7 protein-coding genes are annotated in these 4,908 nt (G+C 74.0%); 1 reads left to right on the forward strand and 6 read right to left on the reverse strand.

Annotated features, from left to right (window positions below; translation table 11 throughout):
* The coding region (locus CVO76_RS15275) for a heparan-alpha-glucosaminide N-acetyltransferase domain-containing protein (RefSeq protein ID WP_208739998.1) at nucleotides 1-1,143 on the forward strand (1,143 nt) is incomplete at its 5' end.
* Between the two features lie 20 nt (nucleotides 1,144-1,163).
* Here the strand turns inward: CVO76_RS15275 and CVO76_RS15280 are convergent.
* The 6 genes from CVO76_RS15280 to CVO76_RS15305 form a co-directional block, all read right to left on the reverse strand.
* Nucleotides 1,164-1,649, reverse strand: coding sequence for a hypothetical protein (locus CVO76_RS15280; RefSeq protein ID WP_208739999.1), 486 nt, complete (start codon nucleotides 1,647-1,649; stop codon nucleotides 1,164-1,166).
* Nucleotides 1,646-2,419, reverse strand: coding sequence for a 4-hydroxy-tetrahydrodipicolinate reductase (gene dapB, locus CVO76_RS15285; RefSeq protein WP_208740000.1), 774 nt, complete (start codon nucleotides 2,417-2,419; stop codon nucleotides 1,646-1,648). Before dapB ends, CVO76_RS15280 begins: the two co-directional genes overlap by 4 nt.
* Before the next feature lie 10 nt (nucleotides 2,420-2,429).
* Nucleotides 2,430-2,867 (reverse strand): molybdenum cofactor biosynthesis protein MoaE, encoded by a 438-nt coding sequence (locus tag CVO76_RS15290; protein ID WP_208740001.1) that lies wholly within the window; start codon nucleotides 2,865-2,867, stop codon nucleotides 2,430-2,432.
* Entirely contained in the window at nucleotides 2,854-3,339 is a 486-nt protein-coding gene (locus CVO76_RS15295) for a MogA/MoaB family molybdenum cofactor biosynthesis protein (protein ID WP_208740002.1), read from the reverse strand. The genes CVO76_RS15290 and CVO76_RS15295 overlap by 14 nt, the downstream gene beginning before the upstream one ends.
* On the reverse strand, nucleotides 3,336-3,821 hold the full coding sequence (gene moaC / locus CVO76_RS15300) for a cyclic pyranopterin monophosphate synthase MoaC (RefSeq protein WP_208740003.1): 486 nt from the start codon (nucleotides 3,819-3,821) through the stop codon (nucleotides 3,336-3,338). Before moaC ends, CVO76_RS15295 begins: the two co-directional genes overlap by 4 nt.
* Before the next feature lie 26 nt (nucleotides 3,822-3,847).
* On the reverse strand, nucleotides 3,848-4,908 hold a 1,061-nt coding region (locus CVO76_RS15305), incomplete at its 5' end, for a molybdopterin molybdotransferase MoeA (RefSeq protein ID WP_208740004.1).

Raw genomic sequence — 4,908 nt, forward strand, 5'->3', positions numbered from 1 at the left:
GATGCGGCCCGGGGCGTGGCGCTCTTCGGCATGATGAGCACGCACGTCCTCCCCCTGTACACACCGGGCACCACCGAGGCCACCTGGACCGCCCTGCTCTTCTCGGGCCGCGCCTCGGGGCTCTTCGCCGTCGTCGCCGGCATCGGGCTCGCGCTCCTGACGGGTGGGAGCACCCCGCACCGCGACCGCACGCTGTCGGCCGACCGCCGGGGCATCGCGGTGCGCGCCGTGGTCATCGCGCTGATCGGGCTCGTGCTCGGCGGGGTCGAGACCAACATCGCCATCATCCTGTTCCACTACGGCGTGCTGTTCCTGGTGGCGCTGCCCTTCACCGGCCTCCGCGCGGGACCGCTCGCCGCATGGGCCGCGGGCTGGCTGGTGCTGGCTCCCGTCGCGGCCTACCTGCTGCGGCCCGTGGTGGCCGCCGGCGTGGACCCGGACTCCCTCGGCGGCAACCCCCTGTTCGACTCCTTCCTCGTGCCGCAGACGCTGGCCGCCGACATCTTCCTGACGGGCTACTACCCGGTGCTGCAGTGGCTCGGCTTCCTCCTCGTGGGTATGACGCTCGGGCGACTCGACCTGTCACGGCTCGGGGTCCAGCTGGGGCTCCTCGGCGCCGGTGTCGCCGCAGCGGTCGGGGCGAAGCTCCTCAGCGCCCAGCTCCTCGGGCCGGGCGGCGGCCTCGCGGCGCTCCTCGGGACGCCGGACGGGAGCCGCTACCCGCTGGAGGCGATGCTCGACGTCGGGCTGGCCGGCGTGGAGCAGTCCGGCTCCTGGTGGTGGCTCGCGGTCAGCGCACCGCACTCGGGCGCGACCCTCGACCTGGTGCACGTCGCGGGGTCCGCTGCGGCCGTCGTCGCGGCGTGCCTGCTGCTGACGCGGCGCTTCCCCTCCGCGCTCCTGCCGCTGTCGGCGCCGGGGGCCATGACCCTGACCCTGTACAGCCTGCACATCTGCGTCATGAGCTGGGCGGACCAGCTGGCCCCCCTGCCTGATCCGACGCAGCTCTACTGGCTGCAGGTGATCGCTGCGGTGGCGATCGGCATCCTCTTCCACCGCATCCGCTCCCGCGGCCCGCTGGAGCTGCTGGCGTCCGGCGCCGCGAACGCCGCCCGGGACGGCTCGGCCGCCGCCCGGCGGTAGCCGGACGTGCGGGCCCGCTGCTATCGGGCGGAGCCTGCTCCGTGCTGCGCGTACAGCTTCGCGGCGTCGCGCATCGCCCGCCGGGCACGCTTCCGGTCGCCCGCGGCATCATAGGCGCAGGAGAGCCTGAACCAGCTGCGCCAGTTGTCGGGATCAGCCTCCGTCTCGGCCTGGTAGGCGGGGAACGCCTCGTCCGCGGCGGCCCGCACGATCCGGCCCGCCGGGGTCCTCGGCAGGTCGTCCACGGGCAGGCCGCCCTCGTCGTCGAGCTGCCGCGCCATGCGCTGCGTCTGGGCGCCGAAGAGCAGTTCGCGGATCAGTGCCCAGGCGCCGATGCAGGGCAGGAGCAGGTATCCCGCTCCGATCGCCTTAGCCACGGGCTCCGGGTCGCCCAGCAGCAGGATGCTGCGCTGGAAGGCGACGACGAGCCAGAAGACGAGCAGCACCGTGACGAGCAGGACGCCGAGCTTGACCCTGTGCTCCCGGTAGAACCCGACGGCCCTCACCGGCCGGTCCCGCCGGTCTGCAGGTCCAGGTAGCCGTCCAGCCCGACCGTGAGGCCCGGATGCTGCGCCACCGAGCGGATGCCGAGGAGGACGCCGGGCATGAACGACGCCCGGTCGAAGGAGTCGTGCCGGATGGTGAGCTGCTCCCCCGGGCTCCCGAGCAGCACCTCCTGGTGCGCCGTCAGCCCGCGCAGGCGCACCGAATGGACCGGCACGCCGTCGACGCGTGCCCCGCGGGCGCCGTCGAGCTGGTCCCGCGTGGCGTCCGGACCGGCCGGGACGTCCGCGGCGGCCCGGGCCCGGGCGACGAGCTGCGCCGTCCGCACCGCCGTCCCGGACGGGGCGTCCGCCTTGTCCGGGTGGTGCAGCTCGATGATCTCGACCGACTCGAAGTAGCGTGCCGCGGTGGCTGCGAAGGCCGTGGCGAGCACGGAGCCCAGTGCGAAGTTCGGGGCGATCAGCACGCCGGTGCCGGCAGAGCCCGCGAGCAGGGCCTCGAGGCGCTCGAGGCGCTCGGCGGTCCAGCCCGTGGTCCCGACGACGGCGTGCATGCCGTGCTCGACGGCGTAGGCGACGTTGTCGGCCGTGGCCTCCGGAACGGTCAGGTCCACGACGACGCGCGCACCGGCGGAGACGAGGGTGTCGAGCGGGTCGCTGCTGCCGAGGGCTGCGACGAGTTCGAGGTCGGCGGCGGCGTCCACGGCGCGGACGGCCTCCGCGCCCATGCGCCCCCGCGCACCCAGCACGGCCACGGGCAGAAGTTCGGTCATGCCGTCAACACTACTGTTCCGTCCCGGCCCCGACCCATTCCACGGTCCCGTCGGCGAAGAACTGCTCCTTCCAGATGGGGACCCGCTCCTTCACCAGGTCCACGAGGTCGGAGCAGGCCCGGAAGGCCTCACCCCGGTGCGCCGCCCCGACGGCCGCGACGAGCGCCTGGTCGCCGATCGCCAGCGGCCCGACGCGGTGGGCGACCCAGATCCGGATGCCGTCGTGACGGGCTGCGATCTCCTCGGCGACCTCGCGGATGATCCGCTCGGCGCTGGGATGCGCCGAGTAGGCCAGGGACGCCACGTCGCGTCCGCCGTCGTGGTTCCGCACCACGCCGCTGAAGCCGACGACGGCCCCGCAGAGCGGGGAGTCGACGCCCGCGTACGCCTCCTCGGGGGTGATGGGGGTCGCGGCCACGGCTGCGTGGACGACGTCACCGGTGGTCATGGGAGCCCTCCAGCTGGGAGCAGATGTGGTCGATGAGGGGCGAGAGCACGGCGAGCCCGTCGCGGACACCGCCGGGTGATCCCGGCAGGTTGATCACGAAGGTCGATCCCGCGGTGCCGGCCAGTCCGCGGCTGAGGACGGCGGTGGGGACCTTCTCCGAGCCCGCACGACGGATGGCTTCCATGATCCCGGGAAGGCTCCGGGTGAGGTACGGCACGGTCTGCTCCGGGGTGGCGTCGTCGGCGCTCAGCCCCGTGCCGCCGCTCGTGATGAGCACGGCGGGCCGGGCCTCCAGCGCCCTGCCGATGGCCGTTCCCACGGCGTCGCCGTCGGGAACCACCACCGCGTCGGCGACGGCGAACCCGTGGCGGTACAGCCAGTCCGCGATGGCGGGGCCGCACTCGTCCTCGTACGTCCCGGCGGCCGCCCGGGTGGAGGCGACGACGACGGCGGCGGGGCGGAGGGCACTCATGCGGTCCAGTCCCCACTCTTGCCGCCGGACTTGGACAGCACGCGCGTCCCGTTGATCACGGCGTGCTTGTCGACCGCCTTGATCATGTCGTAGAGCGTCAGCGCAGCGACGGACACCGCGGTCAGTGCCTCCATCTCGACGCCCGTGAGCGCCGTGGTCCTGACGAGGGCGGTGATCCGGACGTGCCCGCCGTCGGGCACGAAGTCCACGGTGACCTTGGACAGGGGCAGGGGGTGGCACAGCGGGATCAGCGACGAGGTCTGCTTCGCGGCCATGATGCCTGCGACCCGCGCGACGGCGAGGGCGTCGCCCTTCGGCAGCGCGCCGTCCGTGATGAGCGCGACCACGTCGGGCGTGGTCTCGAGCGTGGCCTCGGCGACGGCCTGCCGGATCGTCGCCTGCTTGCCGGAGACGTCGACCATGTGGGCGGTGCCGTCGGGCCGGACGTGGGACAGCCCGTCCGCGGGGAGGGGTGGGTTCATGGGGAGGTCCTTTCTGCGGATCCCATTCAACCAGTCCCGGCGTGATCCGGGGCCGGCACATCCTCGGTGGCGAAGGGTTCGTCGGGCACGGGGCCGAGCAGGGTGACCTCGACGCGGTCCCCTGCCCGCAGGGACGCGACCCCCTCGGGGACGTGCACGAGGCAGTTCGACGCCGCGAGGGCGTGCAGGAGATGGGACCCGGGTCCGCCGACCAGCACCACCGCGCCGTCGCGGTAGAGTCCGCGCCGCACCTGGTGCTTGGCCTCGGGGCTCACGAGGTCCTCGGCGAGGACGGCCTGCAGCCGCAGGCGCGGCGCCGGGACGCCGGTCAGCCGCCGGAGGGCCGGGCGGAGGAACATCTCGAAGGACACGATGGCGCTGACCGGGTTGCCGGGGAAGCCGAGGAACGGCACGCCGGAGATGGTGCCGTGTGCCTGGGGTCCGCCGGGCTGCATGGCCACCGACGAGAACTCCACGCTGCTGTCGGCCAGCGCCTGCTTCACCACCTCGTAGGCTCCCTGGCTGATACCGCCGGTGCTGAGGACGAGGTTGGTGCTGCCGGCCGGGATCGCGGCGAGGGCGTCCCTCAGGACCGCGGGGTCGTCGCCGACGAGCCGGTGGCGCGCCACGTCCGCGCCGGCCTCGCGGAGCGCCGCCTCGAGCAGCGTCGTGTTGGCGTCGTAGATCGTGCCCGGCGCGAGCGTGGTGCCGGGCTCGGCGACCTCGTCGCCCGTGGACAGGAGCAGCACCCGGAACCGCGGCCGGACGGACACCGAGCCGACCCCGCAGGCTGCGAGGAGCCCCAACTGCGCTGCGCCGAGCAGGCTGCCCGCCCGTAGCGCCACGTCCCCCTCGCCGAGGTCGCTGCCCGCTCGGCGCACGAACTGCCCGTCGGGGATCCCGCGTGGCAGGACCACCGACACCTCCCCGCCTTCGCGGTCCGCGGCGGAGTAGAACTGCGCCGGCTCGGCCCGTTCGATCGGGACGACGGCGGCGGCACCGGCGGGCAGCATGGCACCCGTCATGATCGGCGCGGCCGTCCCGGCCTCCAGCACGGGCGGTACGGAACCGGCGGCCAGGCCCCGCC

Origin of the sequence: Arthrobacter agilis (genome assembly GCF_002953615.1) — a bacterium.
In the GTDB taxonomy this organism is placed as follows: Bacteria; Actinomycetota; Actinomycetes; order Actinomycetales; family Micrococcaceae; genus Arthrobacter_D; species Arthrobacter_D agilis_B.